The organism is Apibacter muscae, assembly GCF_007845635.1.
Taxonomy (GTDB): Bacteria; Bacteroidota; Bacteroidia; order Flavobacteriales; family Weeksellaceae; genus Apibacter; species Apibacter muscae.
The window spans coordinates 135,847-150,677 of sequence record NZ_SELG01000041.1 but is presented as its reverse complement, the minus strand read 5'-3'; the positions used below and the strand labels follow the sequence as shown (position 1 = coordinate 150,677).

General features: G+C 30.0%; 13 protein-coding genes. 3 read left to right on the top strand and 10 right to left on the bottom strand.

Features of this window, described 5'->3' with window-relative positions; genetic code table 11:
- Positions 1–336 precede the first annotated feature (336 nt).
- The gene (locus tag ETU08_RS09835; protein ID WP_146262855.1) at positions 337–978 is read left to right on the top strand and encodes an HD domain-containing protein; all 642 of its coding nucleotides are present in this window, start codon (positions 337–339) and stop codon (positions 976–978) included.
- A 96-nt stretch (positions 979–1,074) separates the two neighbouring features.
- Positions 1,075–1,536: a YtxH domain-containing protein gene (locus ETU08_RS09830; protein WP_146262854.1), complete on the top strand. Its 462-nt coding sequence runs from the start codon at positions 1,075–1,077 to the stop codon at positions 1,534–1,536.
- 57 nt (positions 1,537–1,593) lie between these two features.
- On the opposite strand, the gene glsA is transcribed toward ETU08_RS09830, so the two are convergent.
- The gene (gene glsA, locus ETU08_RS09825) at positions 1,594–2,574 is read right to left on the bottom strand and encodes a glutaminase A (protein ID WP_146262853.1); all 981 of its coding nucleotides are present in this window, start codon (positions 2,572–2,574) and stop codon (positions 1,594–1,596) included.
- 225 nt (positions 2,575–2,799) lie between these two features.
- Here glsA and pheS point away from each other — a divergent pair, with 225 nt between their 5' ends.
- The gene (gene pheS / locus ETU08_RS09820) at positions 2,800–3,819 is read left to right on the top strand and encodes a phenylalanine--tRNA ligase subunit alpha (RefSeq protein WP_146262852.1); all 1,020 of its coding nucleotides are present in this window, start codon (positions 2,800–2,802) and stop codon (positions 3,817–3,819) included.
- A gap of 49 nt (positions 3,820–3,868) precedes the next feature.
- On the opposite strand, the gene odhB is transcribed toward pheS, so the two are convergent.
- The 9 genes from odhB to ETU08_RS09775 form a co-directional block, all read right to left on the bottom strand.
- The gene (gene odhB / locus ETU08_RS09815; RefSeq protein ID WP_185145316.1) at positions 3,869–5,104 is read right to left on the bottom strand and encodes a 2-oxoglutarate dehydrogenase complex dihydrolipoyllysine-residue succinyltransferase; all 1,236 of its coding nucleotides are present in this window, start codon (positions 5,102–5,104) and stop codon (positions 3,869–3,871) included.
- 9 nt (positions 5,105–5,113) lie between these two features.
- On the bottom strand, positions 5,114–7,876 hold the full coding sequence (locus tag ETU08_RS09810) for a 2-oxoglutarate dehydrogenase E1 component (protein ID WP_146262850.1): 2,763 nt from the start codon (positions 7,874–7,876) through the stop codon (positions 5,114–5,116).
- 349 nt (positions 7,877–8,225) lie between these two features.
- Positions 8,226–8,774, bottom strand: a complete 549-nt coding sequence (locus tag ETU08_RS09805; RefSeq protein ID WP_146262849.1) for a hypothetical protein — start codon at positions 8,772–8,774, stop codon at positions 8,226–8,228.
- Positions 8,775–8,856: 82 nt separating this feature from the next.
- Entirely contained in the window at positions 8,857–10,509 is a 1,653-nt protein-coding gene (recN, locus tag ETU08_RS09800; RefSeq protein ID WP_146262848.1) for a DNA repair protein RecN, read from the bottom strand.
- Positions 10,510–10,514: 5 nt separating this feature from the next.
- Positions 10,515–11,420 (bottom strand): type IX secretion system protein PorD, encoded by a 906-nt coding sequence (gene porD / locus ETU08_RS09795; protein ID WP_146262847.1) that lies wholly within the window; start codon positions 11,418–11,420, stop codon positions 10,515–10,517.
- 13 nt (positions 11,421–11,433) lie between these two features.
- Positions 11,434–12,636, bottom strand: coding sequence for a bifunctional phosphopantothenoylcysteine decarboxylase/phosphopantothenate--cysteine ligase CoaBC (gene coaBC / locus ETU08_RS09790; RefSeq protein WP_146262846.1), 1,203 nt, complete (start codon positions 12,634–12,636; stop codon positions 11,434–11,436).
- 9 nt (positions 12,637–12,645) lie between these two features.
- On the bottom strand, positions 12,646–12,963 hold the full coding sequence (locus ETU08_RS09785; RefSeq protein WP_146262845.1) for a DNA-directed RNA polymerase subunit omega: 318 nt from the start codon (positions 12,961–12,963) through the stop codon (positions 12,646–12,648).
- A 19-nt stretch (positions 12,964–12,982) separates the two neighbouring features.
- On the bottom strand, positions 12,983–13,852 hold the full coding sequence (locus ETU08_RS09780) for an outer membrane protein assembly factor BamD (RefSeq protein WP_146262844.1): 870 nt from the start codon (positions 13,850–13,852) through the stop codon (positions 12,983–12,985).
- Positions 13,853–13,967: 115 nt separating this feature from the next.
- The gene (locus ETU08_RS09775; protein ID WP_146262843.1) at positions 13,968–14,825 is read right to left on the bottom strand and encodes a sugar phosphate isomerase/epimerase family protein; all 858 of its coding nucleotides are present in this window, start codon (positions 14,823–14,825) and stop codon (positions 13,968–13,970) included.
- Positions 14,826–14,831: the final 6 nt, after the last annotated feature.

The following is a 14,831-nucleotide window of genomic DNA, read 5'->3' as shown; positions in this document are numbered from 1 at the left end:
GCTTACAGTGATTCCTAATAATTGTTTAGATAAAATCTTATATTGGATTTTAAGCAGTATTATACTAGTGGCAATTTATTCTACCATAGATAACCACTTTCATATCGCAATATTTTTATTCATTATAATGCTTTATTGGATTTTCTTTAAATCTTTGAGTATAGTTTTAAAAAATTCTTTAAAATGTAAAAAAAATTTAGGGTTAAGCATGATTTATGGTCTAACATATACCCTATTGTTTAATCTTTGGTTTTACACCATTACATTTATGATGTATCGTATAAAATAAAAATCATACCCCAATATATTTATAATATTTAAAATTCAATTTTATATATGAATGAGCTAGATAAAATAAATTATATAAAGACTTTTGTTAAAAACCGATTGTATAATGAATATTCTGGACATGACTACTGGCATATTGTAAGAGTGGTAAATAATGCTCAAAAAATTATGCTTAATGAATCTGCCGATAATTTAAAAGTAATTATTGCATCTTGGTTGCATGATATTGGTGATTATAAACTGCATAACGGCATTGATAAAACTAAAGAAATAGTTTTTCCTTTACTAAAGTCAATGGAGTTTAATAACAAGTTTATCGATGACATACTAAAAATTATTTCTGAAGTTTCATACAATGGCGGATTTAATCAACCACCATCTTCTATTGAAGCTAAAATTGTTCAAGATGCAGACCGATTAGATGCTATGGGAGCCATTGGTATTGCCAGAGCTTTTGCATATGGAGGAAACAAAGGTAGAGAAATTTATAATCCGGATGATAATTTGAATATTTATAATTCCAAGGAAGAGTATAAAAATAATAATTCTAGTTCTATTATGCATTTTTATGAAAAACTATTAAAACTTAAAAATTTGATGAATACTGATACGGCTAAATTCATAGCCCATCGAAGACATGAGTTCATGATATTATTTTTAAATGAATTTATGGATGAAATTAAGAATTAGAAACCTTTCTAATAGATAAGATTTTAAACAATTTATAATATATGGTTTAGTTTTTGCTCTTAATAAGATAAAATCAAATCTCAATATATTAAAGTTATGGACAAAATTATTGAAAAGTTAGAAAAGGAAACTGGATTAACGAAAGATCAGGCAGAAAAAGCTTTAACCATTATTAAAGAAGCATTTAAGGCTGGACAACTGACAGAAAACGTTAAAAATTCAGTTGAGGGTAAATCAAACGATTTCAAAAATTCTATCTCTTCTTTTTTTGATAAAATATCGGATAAAGCTAGTGAAATAACTAGTAAAATCAGCGATAAAGTTTCAGAATTTACAGATTCTGCTGAAGATAAAGCTGATGATTTAAAGGATAAAGGTAAAGATCTTATTGATTCAGCTAAAGATAAGGTTGAAGATTTAAAAGATAAAGGCAAAGACTTATTAGACTCAGCAGAAGATAAAGCTGAAGATTTAAAAGATAAAACTAAAGAACAAGCCAATTGCGCATTAAACAAAGCAGAGGACGAATTAAAAGATCTTAAGAAAAATATCCAGTAAAAATAATTGGAAAAAAGCAATAAAATTTTAAAAATTTTATTGCTTTTTATGTAAATGTTAAAAAATACTTAAATTAAGTTCTTTACTTAGCTTTTCCATAATATATAATCCAGGTACGGAGTTCCCCTGCTCATCTAAAGAAGGATTAAAAGTACCAATGCCTATTTTCCCTGGCACAGATGCCATAATTCCTCCACCAACACCGGATTTAGAAGGAATTCCAATTTTACTTGAATATTCCCCGCTATAATCATACATTCCAGCAGTTAGCATGATGGATTTAATTAGTTTACTGATTTCTGGATTATAAAATGTTTTATCACCGTCAAATCTAGTTCCATTATGGGCGAAAAAATATCCAATTTTGGCTAAATCCTCTGCGTTTACTTCAATGGAACATTGTCTAAAATAGTTGTTTAAGCTTTCTTCATTTTCAGCATCAAACAATCCAAAATTCTTTAGTAAGTAAAACATTCCTCTGTTTCTATTGCCTGTTTCCTTTTCGGATTGATAAACCGCTTCATTGATATTTATGTCCTCATTTTTAGTAATATATCTTACTCTTTCCAGGATTTTTTTATAAGCTTCATCATCTTTCCCTTTAATCAAAGCTGTTGTAACTATTGCACCTGCATTCATCATCGGATTTAAAGGTTTATGTCTATATTCCAAAGCTTCAAATGAATTGAATGGTTTGTCTGTTCCATAATAACCCATTCTTTCAAAAACATATTTCTCACCTCTTTCCTCCACTGCTAGCATTAAGGCTATTACTTTTGAGATGCTTTGCATAGTAAATTTACTTTTTGTGTCTCCTTTGGTATGTAAATTTCCTAAGGAATCTACCAATGCAACTCCCACTAAATTTTTGTTAGCTTTACTCAATTCAGGAATATAATCAGCAACTTTACCTTTATCTATGTAGGCTTTACTTTCAATTAAGGTTGAAAATAGTAACTGATCAATCTTAGAACCCTGTGCAAAACCTGATTTAGGCACTAAAACAAGTAGAAATAGAATGTAGAATAATTTTTTCATACGTTTATACAATTTATTTTAGCATAAAAATAAATATTTATTTAAAATTTACATAAAAAATTTAAAAATTTTTATTTATTTCAAGTGTTTTTTTAGCTAATACGTGATAAATCAAAAAAATTATGTTTTATTAATTTCAAATATTTATCTAAAATAATCTATTAGTTTTAGTATTTTTGCATAGCCCACATATATTTAAAAATTTTATTTAAAGAAATTATAACAATGATAGATAATATCAAAAATTATTTAAAAGAAGTACAAGAATTTAATCCGAAAAATCCTGAAGAATTAGAAAATTTTAGAATTAAATTTTTAGGTAAAAAGGGTATATTGAATGATTTATTTCAAAAGTTTAAGGAAGTCCCTAATGATACTAAAAAGGAGTTCGGACAGCAAATCAATCATTTAAAACAATTAGTAAATGATAAAATTAACTCATTAAAAGATCATTATAATTTTAGTAAACAACCTACTAGTGATAGATTGGATTTAACACGTCCAGGCTATCCATTTAACTTGGGTACTAGACACCCCATAAGTGTTGTAAAAAATAAGATTATAAGCATATTTAAGAAAATTGGATTCTCTGTAGCTGATGGTCCTGAAATTGAAGACGACTGGCATAATTTTACGGCATTAAATATGTCGGAACATCATCCAGCTAGAGATATGCAGGATACATTTTTTATAGATAAGAATCCAGATTTAGTTTTAAGAACACATACCTCTTCTGTTCAAATCCGCTATATGGAAAAGAATGAACCTCCTATTAGAATTTTATCTCCGGGGAGAGTTTACAGAAATGAAGATATATCTTCTCGTTCTCACTGTATGTTTCATCAAATTGAAGGTTTATATGTAGATACCAATGTATCTTTTGCTGATTTAAAACAGACTTTACAATTTTTTACTTCGGAACTATTTGGGAAATCTGAAATAAGAATGAGACCGTCGTATTTTCCTTTTACGGAACCTAGTGCAGAAGTTGATGTTTATTGGGGATTAGAGACTGAAACCGATTATCGAATAACTAAGGGTACGGGATGGTTGGAAATTTTAGGTTGTGGAATGATTGATCCAAATGTTTTAAAAAATGTCAATATTAACCCTGAAAAATATAGTGGTTTTGCCTTTGGAATGGGAATAGAAAGAATCGTAATGCTCATGTATCAAATTGGTGATATTAGAATGTTCACAGAAAATGATATTCGAATGTTAAAACAATTTAGCACAGAATATTAATAAATATTTATAGAAAAAACCGATAATTGAATTATCGGTTTTTTTATTCTTATAACTCTAAGGCTTTTTGTGGATTGTTATCCATTAAGAATTCCAAAGGGTTTTCCACAGCTTCTTTTACAGCAACCAAAAATCCAACAGACTCTCTTCCATCAATGATTCTATGGTCATAAGACAATGCCACATACATCATGGGTGCAATAGTAATCTGTTTATTTTTAACTATGGGCCTATCTACAATATTGTGCATTCCTAGAATAGCACTTTGGGGTGGATTTATAATTGGTGTTGAAAGCATAGATCCAAAAACTCCCCCATTCGTAATTGTGAAAGTTCCTCCAGTCATTTCATCAACAGTTATTTTTCCATCCCGAACTTTTAAAGCTAGTTCTTTTATATTTTGTTCCACTCCTCTAAATGTCATAGTTTCTGCATTTCTTAGTACAGGAACCATAAGTCCTTTAGGACCTGAAACTGCTATGCTTATATCTTGATAATCATAAGATGTTTTATAATTACCATCAATCATTGAATTTACGTCTGGATATAATTTTAATGCTCTAACCACTGCTAAAGTGAAAAATGACATAAACCCTAACCCTACTCCATGCTTATTTTTAAATTCTTCTTTAAATTCATTTCTCAATCTATAAATTTCACTCATATCTACTTCGTTAAAAGTAGTTAGCATTGCCGTTTCGTTTTTTACGCTAACTAAACGCTCAGCTACTTTTCTTCTTAAAGCAGATAATTTTACCGATTGGGCAGTTCTAGCACCATTTCCTGTAGAGGTTCCCATGGATGGAACGACAGCCTTCATTGCATCTTCCTTAGTAATTCTTCCATCCTTCCCAGTTCCTTGTATGGTTGACGGAGCTATATTTTTTTCTTCCAGTATTTTTTTTGCCGCAGGAGAAGCTTCTCCAGTTGCATAGGAATTATATATAGGTTCAGGATTTGGAACTGAATGGGAAACAGATTTAGTATTTTCATTCAATTTCTCTTGAGATACTTCTATTGATTTTTCTGGAGTTTCATTGGTTTTTTCTGCATCTGTATCTATTAAACAGATCACTTGTCCCACTTGTACTGTATCTCCCTCCTCAGCCTTTAAGGTTATAATGCCCGATGCTTCTGCCGGTAGGTCTAAGGTTGCTTTGTCTGAATCTACTTCAGCTATGGCTTGATCTTTTTCTACGTAATCTCCGCTTTTAACCAGCCAAGTCGCTATCTCTACTTCAGTTATTGATTCTCCCGGTGAGGGAACTTTCATTTCAAGTATCATTATTAATTTTTATTTTATATTGTTAAATACGCTATTAATTAAAGATTTCTGTATTTTTATATATCGATCATGAGAACCGGGGGAAGGTGAACTACTAGCCTTAGGAGATATAACATCAATATCAAATTTCCTAAACTCTTTCAAAATATACCACCATGCTCCCATATTTTCAGGTTCTTCCTGTACCCAGTAAAATTCTTTTTTATTCTCATATTTATCTAATATATGATAAATTTTTTCCCAATGTAAAGGATACAATTGTTCAATTCTAACTAGAGCTACCTTCTCATCCATAAGCTCTTCTTTTTTATTTAACAGATCATAATAAATTTTTCCTGAGCAAAAGACTAGTCTTGTAACTTTTGCTACATTTGAACTTGGATCGTCAATAACTTCATGGAAACTGCCCTCTGTCAATTCTTCTAGAGTGGAAGTAACTTTGGGATGCCTTAATAAGCTTTTAGGAGAAAATACTATTAAAGGTTTTCTAAAATTAGGTTTTAATTGTCTTCTAATTGCATGGTAAAAGTTGGCTGGAGTAGTTGAATTGATAACGTACATGTTTCCGTTGGCACATAGAGATAAAAATCTCTCTATTCTCGCCGATGAATGTTCTGCACCTTGACCCTCAAATCCATGAGGGAGTAGCATAACTAATCCATTTTGCATTTTCCATTTATCTTCCGCTGCTGATAGATATTGATCGATCACTATCTGAGCTCCATTAGCAAAATCGCCAAATTGGGCTTCCCATATAGTTAAAGAATAGGGTGTAGTCATGGCATAACCATATTCAAATCCTAAAACACCATATTCAGAAAGTAGTGAATTATAAATATAAAATTTTGCTTGTGTATTTAGTTGATTGAGGGTAATTATTTCTTCCTCTGTATCTTCTGTCTTAATAACCGCATGTCTATGAGAGAAAGTTCCTCTTTCTACATCTTCCCCTGATAAACGAACCGTATGTCCTTCCATCAATAAGGTTCCATAGGCAAGTAATTCAGCCATTCCCCAGTCTATGGAATTACTTACTTCTACCATTTCTTTTCTTTGGTTGAGTAATCGCTGAATTTTATTAAATAAATTTTTATTCTCTGGAACTTGAGTTATCACTTTTGCTATCTGCCTTAACTCATCGATGGGGAATGAGGTATCCGTCGGGTTTAAAAGTTCTTTTTCTCCTACTCTATCAAAATTTTTCCATTCTTGTTGCATAAACAATTCAACTTTTGTTGTGTCCATACTTCTTGAATCTTCTAAATTTTTGTCTAAAAGTTGTTTGTATTGCTCTTCACTCTCAGCGATTAGCTCTGGAGTTATAACATCTTCTTGTTCAAGTTTTGCTTTATAAATTTCTCTCGGGTTTGGGTGCTTAGCAATTAGTTTATATAGCTTAGGTTGCGTAAATCTAGGCTCATCACCTTCGTTGTGTCCATATTTTCTATATCCTAAAAGATCTATAAAAACATCTTTATGGAATATACTTCTGTATTCTGAGGCAAATCGAACCGCATGTATTACCGCTTCCGCATCATCTGCATTTACATGCAATACCGGACAACGAACAGTTTTTGCTATATCTGTACAATAGCTACTTGAACGTGCATCTAAATAGTTAGTAGTAAAACCAATTTGATTATTAATTACTATATGAATGGTTCCTCCAGTTTTGTAACCGTCTAACTTCATCATTTGAAGTACTTCGTATACAATTCCCTGAGCAGCAATAGCTGCATCCCCATGTATAAGTATAGGTAAAACTTTGCTGTAATCTTCGTTAAAATTATGATCTGCTTTTGCTCTTGCAATTCCTTCAACCACGGCATCTACGGTTTCTAAATGTGAGGGATTAGGTGCTAGACTAATATTAACTACTTTACCTTTTTTCGTATTGTATTTATTACAGGAACCTAAATGATATTTAACATCTCCGGAAAAAATATTTTCTACATAATCTTTTCCTTCAAATTCTGTAAATATTTGCGAATAAGATTTATTAAATATATTGGCTAGCACATTTAGTCTACCTCTATGTGCCATACCAATTACAATTTCTTCAACTCCCAATTCAGAGGAATTATTAATAATTTCATCAAGTGCAGGTATTAAAGTTTCTCCACCTTCTAGAGAGAATCTTTTTTGACCTACAAATTTGGTATGAAGAAAATTTTCGAATGCAACGGCATGCGATAGTTTTTTTAATATTCTTTTCTTTTCTTCTACATTTAATTGTGGTTGATTAAATCCTTTTTTAAGCCATTCTTGAATCCAACGTATTTCAATTGGGCTTTGTATATACATGTATTCTATACCTATGGAATTGCAATAAACCTTATTTAGTAGTTGAATAATTTCTGCAAGTGTATAGTATTGATCTAGGCCTATAATTTTACCATTGAATTTTACAGATAAATCTTCTGTAGTTAATCCAAAATTTTCAATATCTAAAGTTGGGGTATAAGTTCTTCTTTGTCGGACAGGGTTAGTTTTAGTAAAAAAATGCCCTCTCATTCTGTATTCGTTAATAAGATTTATGACTTTAAATTCTCTTACAACGTCTTCAGAAATGCCCGTATGATTATCAACAATGAACTGTTTTTTTTCTTCATCTATTATTTGTTTCCCTTCATAACTTGTATTTGCAAAGTCAAAACCTTGGAAAAAAGCTTTCCAACTAGGTTCTAAACTGTCAGGATAAGACAAATATTTTTGATAAAGTTCCTCAATATATTCAGAATGTATTGCATTTAAGAATGAGAATTGATCCATTTATTTTATTTTAAGTAACTAGTCAAATTTAGTTTTATGTTTAGCTCAAATCTAATAATTTTAACTATACCTGCAAAGTATTTGATCTAGTTATTTTAATTGACTGAATATCAATTAATTAATATCTAAATAAATAGATACCTGTTTTCATATAATTCGCCCTTTTTTTATATCATAAATTAATAATTATTTAAAAATTTTAAACTTATAAATACTTAAAATTCATAAAAAACAATAATTTAACATTTAATAATTTATAAATAACTATGGAAAAATTGTTATAAATTAATATAAAATAAAGATTATTTTTAACTGCTTATTCTCATCCATTTGGAGAAATTTATATGAATTAATTATTCTTTATGTAGGTACATCCTTCATAAGTTCTATTATTGAAGGTAAATGTAGTTTTCCATAAAGGAATTTCCTCAGAAGAACATAAAGAGTTGCTTTCTTCTTGTGATATTCTTTTTATTGAACCTTTAAGATTTTTATTATCATCTTCAAAGGATAAATATATAGTAGGATCATTAAAATTTATATGTATGGGTATTTCTTTAGTAAAATTATTCTGTAAGTCATTTATATAAAAGGAATTGTCTTTAATTTGCGCAGTCCATGGGGATTGTTCTATACTGTTTACTTGAAAATACAATTGATTAGACAATATTGTTTTAATAAAATCAACAGGAGAAAGTATTCCTACCTGATTTAAATTTGCACTATCTATATTTATCCATTGTACAGTTTTGTGCATAGTATCTAACATCTTCATATCCACTCCTTGGTAACTGCCTAAAAACAAATAAAATTTAGTATTATATTCTCCTGAGTATATTTCTTGAGAGAAGCTTACAATTGAGAATAGAAATATCACAGGAATAAAGAATCTTTTCATGCAAAAGAGAATTTTAAATTTCAATATTTAATTAAAATTCTATGCCATAATTTAATAGGAATATAAATTATAAAAATATAATTTATTTAAACAGCTCTATTGCCTGCTGTCTAGCACTCTCAGTTACATCGGATCCACTAATTAACTGGGCTATTTCTTCAATTCTTTCTTCTTCTGATAGCTTTCTAACCCCAGTAGTTGTTTTTCCATGAAGTTCTTGTTTTTCAACTTTTAGCTGTACTTTTCCTTTAGCGGCTACTTGAGGTAGATGCGTAATTGTAATTATTTGCATGGATTTAGACATATCACGCATTAATTTACCCATTTCATTAGCAATTCTTCCTGAAACTCCGGTATCAATTTCGTCTAAAATTAAGGTAGGTAATTCCACATTTTCTGCCATAATTTTTTTTATGGCTAACATAACTCGGGAACGCTCCCCCCCTGATATAGCCTTGACTATTGGCTGAATGGGCATACCAACATTGGCGGAAAATAAGATTGAAATTTTATCTATTCCAGAAGGTGTAAAATCTTTTAAGGGATCAACTTTAATTTCAATTTGTGATTTATCCATACCTAAATTAGAAAGAATTTTTAAAATATTTTTTTCTAATATAGGTGCATTTTTTATTCTTTTAGAACTTAATATTTTGGCTTGTTTACTTAATATTTCAGTATATTCTTCAATCTTTTTTTCTGATTCGTATATTAAAGATTCTAATTGTTCTAAATCTAAATGATTTTGGGCTAAATCATCACGAACCGTTATTAATTCTTTAATATCTGAAACTTTATGCTTATAAAGTAAGGAATGAATAAGATTAATTTTTTGATTATATTCTTCAAATTTTATTGGGTCAAACTCTAATTTTTCAAGCAGGTTTTCACTTTCAAATGAAATATCTTGCAATTCAGCTTTTACACCGTTTATTCTTTCTAAAAGCTTTTCTACATCTATGGAAACCTGGGAAGCTTTATCCATGCGAGATATAATAACTTGAATTTGTTGTAAAAGCCCAACATCTTCATTATCTATAATTTGTTTACTTTCGGATAAAATTTGAGCCAAAAACTCAGAATTTTTCATTAAATTAAAATTAGATTGCAATTCATCAAACTGCAATTCATCCAATTCTGCTTTTTCTAATTCCTCTAATAGATATTTTGAATATTCTTGGTCTTTAGAACCGGTTAACAATTTATCTTTTAGCTCTTGTAGCTTTCTATTTTCTAAATGGTATTGTGTGAATATTTTCTCATATTCATTTTTATCCTCTTGTAGAGATGAAAAATGATCTAATAAATCTAGCTGGAATTTCTCATTTAATAATTGAGCAGTCTCAAACTGCGAATGAATATCCAACAGACGAGAGGTCAATTTTTGAAGAATATCCAAAGTAACTGGACTATCATTAATAAATGCTCTGGATTTGCCTGAAGGTAAAATTTCTCTTCTAATTATTGTATTATCATCAAATTCAAGATCATGTTCTATAAAAAAAGATAAAAAATTATTTTTTTTAATTAAAAAATCAGCTTCAATGATACATTTTTCATCCGAATTTTTAAGTGATTTTAGATCTGCTCTTTCTCCTAAAACTAATTTTAACGCTCCTAACATAATAGATTTACCTGCACCGGTTTCACCAGTTATTGTAATCATACCATTAGGTAAATCTAAATTAAGATGATCTATCAACGCATAATTGCGAATTGATAAATGTTTTAACATAATCTTTAGTTTTTAATTTGATTCCAGTAATCTTTACTATTTATGGGATTAATTGTTTCCAACAAGGTCTTTAATTCTGCTAAATTAACTTTAGTTGTTGGTAGCCCCGCAGAAAAAATATTTTTTATTTCTTCTCTTTTAGCAATAAAAAAATTATCTAAGGGATAAAATTGATAGTTATTGGTATAGGCTTTTAAAGATAACAAATTTTCTGCAATATTATTTTTTGCTAATTGTTCATTATTCGCCATTAAGTCTAAACCTAAACGATGATATTGGTAAAATACATCTCTAAGTGTATTGGATTTATTGTTTATTAGATCTGTAATTATACTACCCCTAGTTTTTGGTCCCTCAAAAGTGTTCCATCCATCATAGCCTTGATTGATAGAATTATCTGCTATTTTTTTTGCCTTCTCAAAATATTTGGTTCCGCCTCTTCTTGAAAAGGAATCTGCATCGTAGCCCAAAATCATATAAACATAAAAGCTTATCACGTCCGTTAAATTTTTGCCACTAAATTTATTTTCATTAAATATTAGATTCTCAGATTCATTATAAGTAAACTTAAATTGAGTGTCTTGAAAATTTAATAAAGGAGTGATATAGTTGGAATTGTATACCGGTCTTCCAGATTGAATGAAAATAGTTGCTTTAAATTCATTGGAAACTTTTTCTTGAATGGTAATACCAATGGTACATTTTATTCTTTCTTGTAGAGAAAGTGTACCTCCGTCGGTCCATTTAGTATTATTGATAAAATCCTTTAAATCTTTTTTTAAGGTATTAAATACTTGAGTATTGGATCCGGCAATTTTATCATAGTTTACAATTACATCTGCATACAATTCTTGCGAATAGGTAGATAAAGATGCAATAAAAACTATAAAAAAGCTCAGAATTTTTTTCATTGTAAATTATATTTTATATTTTGCTGAATATATAATTAAGAATATCTTTAGCTACTTCTTCTTTAGATTTTAAATTAAAAGAAGTTTTATTTTTATTCTTATCAAAAATAGTTATTTTATTCGTACTAGATTTAAAACCTGCACCGGGGTCTTGCAAGGAATTTAAAATTATTATATCTAAATTTTTTTTCTTTAGTTTATGTAATGCATTCACTTCCTCGTCATTGGTTTCTAAAGCAAAACCTACTAGTATTTGATTTTTTTTCTTTTCTCCCATAGTGAAAAGAATATCCTTATTTTTGACTAAATTCAACTGAAGAGTTTCCTCTACTTTTTTAATTTTAGTAGTAGATACTTTTTCAACTCTGTAATCTGACACGGCAGCAGACATTATAGCTATATCCACTTCATCATAGTATTGAAATACTGATTCAAACATCTCTTGAGCAGATGTAACATTTATTAGCTTTATTGAACTTGATAAAGGTATTGTTTCATGGCTTGGACCTGAGATTAAAATTACTTCAGCGCCTAATTTTTCAGCCTCTTTGGCTAAATCAAAACCCATTTTCCCTGAGGAATGGTTACCAATAAAACGCACCGGATCTATAGCCTCATAGGTAGGTCCTGCGGTTATTAAGATTCGCTTATGGTTGAAAATGGAATTTTTTTTAAAAGATTCTTCAATAAAAGTAACAATCTCCTCTGGCTCTGCCATTCTACCTTCTCCCTCTAGACCGCTGGCTAGCTCTCCACAATTGGGAGGGATTAATATATCTCCTTTTTCTTGAAGAGTCTTAATATTTTTTTGATTACTAGGATTTAAATACATATCTAAATCCATGGCAGGAGCAAAAAATATAGGGCATTTGGCAGATAGATAAGTGGCTAATGCTAAGTTGTCCGCAAGAGCATTTGCCATTTTGGAAAGTGTGTTTGTAGTTGCTGGAGCAACAATAATAAAGTCAGACTTTAAAGCTAAATCAACATGGTTGTTCCACTTACCCGTGGACGTACTAAAAAATTCTGTATAAACTTCGTTTTTTGAAAGCGTACCTAAGGTAAGCGGTGTTATAAAACTATGGGCTTCTGGGGTCATGATCACTTGTACATCAACCCCTTTTTTTATAAAAAGCCTTACAAGAAAAGCGGTTTTATAAGCAGCAATACCAGCAGTTACTATAAGCAATGCTTTTTTTCCTATTAAAACCGACATAAAATAAATTTACTCGTCTGTTTTTCTAAAATAAACTTCATTATCTAACCATTCTTGAATAGCTATCAAAGTTGGTTTAGGTAATTTTTCGTAATATTTAGATACTTCAATTTGCTCTCTATTCTCAAAAATTTCATCCATTGAATCACTGTTTGAAGCAAATTCATCTAACTTTTGATTTAAATCGTTTTTTATAATAGTATTGATCTGTTCTGCTCTTTTCCCAATAATTACTATAGCCTCATAAATGTTTCCAACTTTATTTTCAATATTTTCTTTATTGAAGGTAATCGTATTGGATGGCGCTTTTAATTCTTTCAAATTCATTTTTTAGTAGGTATGGATATTAAATTATTTTTTTTCTTTCTTTATCAGAGTCTTTTTTATTTTTAGACTCTTCTATGTTTTTTTCTTTGCTATCAAAATCTTCTCTAGCATTTTCTAAACGATTTTTTAATCTTTGTGCTTCATTAACATATTCCGATTGTGGAAAATTTTTCACAAAATTAGTATAGGATAAAACGGCATCATTCAAACGATCATTCTTCAAACGGTGAACAGAGTTTACCGCTAGTTCCGTTTTTGCTCTTAGCAAATAGATTTGTATTTCTTCTCTAAGATTTGTATCTGGAAATTCATCCAAAACGTTATTGAAAGCCACTATTGACCCTTTATATTCAGTAATTTTATACAAAGTTACGGCATTCTCAAAGGCTTTTTTCTCTAGTTTATGGGTGAGTTCATCCATCATTCGGTTACATTCCACAATTTTATCAGAATTTGGATATCTGTTGATATAAGATTGTAACTCTTTTAATGCATTTTTTGTGTTGGCTTGATCTAAATTGTAGTCTGGAGAATCTTTATAATAACAAAAGGCAGACATATAAGCTGCTTCTTCTGCCCTTTTATCTTGTGGATATGTAGATAAAAAGGTTTTAAATTGATGGGCAGCCAATCTATAATTTCCGTCTAAATAATTTAATTGTGCATTTCTATAGGCAATTTCCGGTGCATCGTCCGTACCAACCACTAATTTATTTGCATACTCATACAAACTTATCGCCTGTGGGTACTTCTTTTTTTGTTCATACTCTTCCGCAATTTTTAACACATACCCTTTATCAGAACTTTTTAATGCTCGATTTAATTTTTTTTCACAGCTAACATTTAATAGTAAAGTAGAAGCTGTTAAAATAAAAATAATTTTTTTCATTCGCTTGCAAAGTTATACCTTTTCCATCTTATTTACAAATAAACAAAGGCTCAAGAATTTAAACTTATAATTAATTTAAATATTATTCAATAATTGAATTTTTTAAAATTGATTTTTATTCCCTATTAAATTCTTCCATCTTTTCTCTTATAAAAGAAAGGCTTTTATTGGCTAATTCGTTTGCCTTGTATTTAGATGGTCTCCATAGAGATACCGCTTCAGCCATACCAGCAACCGAAGAAGAAAAATTTTCAAGGACTAAGTTTCCTTCAAAATTGATTTCATTCAATCCCTTAAATAAATCATCCCATCTAACCAAACCTTCTCCCAACATACCGCGATCGTTTTCTGTCATATGAATATGTTTTAACCATTTTCCTGAATTTTTCACTGGATCATAAAAACTGGTTTCTTCGATATTCATATGAAAAGTATCTAAGTGAAGAAAAAGATTGGTTGCTTTTACTCTTTTTATCAGTTGCAACGTATCCTCCGCTTGGTTACAAATGTAGCTTTCGTATCGATTGATCGGCTCTATGCCTATATTAATATTAAACTTTTCCGCATACTTTGCAGATTCACCCCAGACCTCTAAAAGTATAGTTTCTTCTTCTGAAGTTCTAGGCTTTCCACTAAAAACTCCAATAGCAGAATGTAAAACCCCTCCTAAATAATCCACTTCCAAAATAGCAGCTTTATCTATGGCTTGTTGTATTAATTTTATAGCCTCTTTAGGGTGGGTAGGAATATGATAAGGTTTAGATAAATTTAACCCACAAACAGCTTCAATATGATTGTCTTTTAATTGTTTTTTAACTGTATGCGCATCGAAATCCATTGAATTGGGTAATAAGATTTCTATTACATCAAAACCTGATTTTGAGGCTTGCTGAATGGCATACAATCCCGCATCTGCCTTCCAAGATGGCGGTATCCAAGAAAGGATTGATGCTCCAATGCGTGCTTTTATCATACTAGT